Below are 209 nucleotides of genomic sequence, written 5' to 3' on the forward strand. Positions count from 1 at the left end.
AAGCCCGACGACAGGGCCATGAAGCTCTCGCCGCCCAGCACAACCTCGACGTAGCGCCAACCGGAAAACGCCAGCGCGAATTGGTACAGCATGTGCAGCAGCGCCACCCCGGTAATCGTCACATGCAGCACGGCAGCGTGCGTAAAATCGGACAGGCCTAGACGGCCGGGCGGATGGGCTTGTGCGAAGTAAACCTCGCGCTCCTTGCC

At 63.2% G+C, this 209-nt stretch carries 1 pseudogene; it reads right to left on the reverse strand.

The window, feature by feature from the left end:
* Positions 1-209: pseudogene (locus AC6H42_RS00385) on the reverse strand (IS21 family transposase); the annotation flags it as partial.

The sequence above is a fragment of the Massilia sp. NBRC 108631 genome (genome assembly GCF_059704565.1).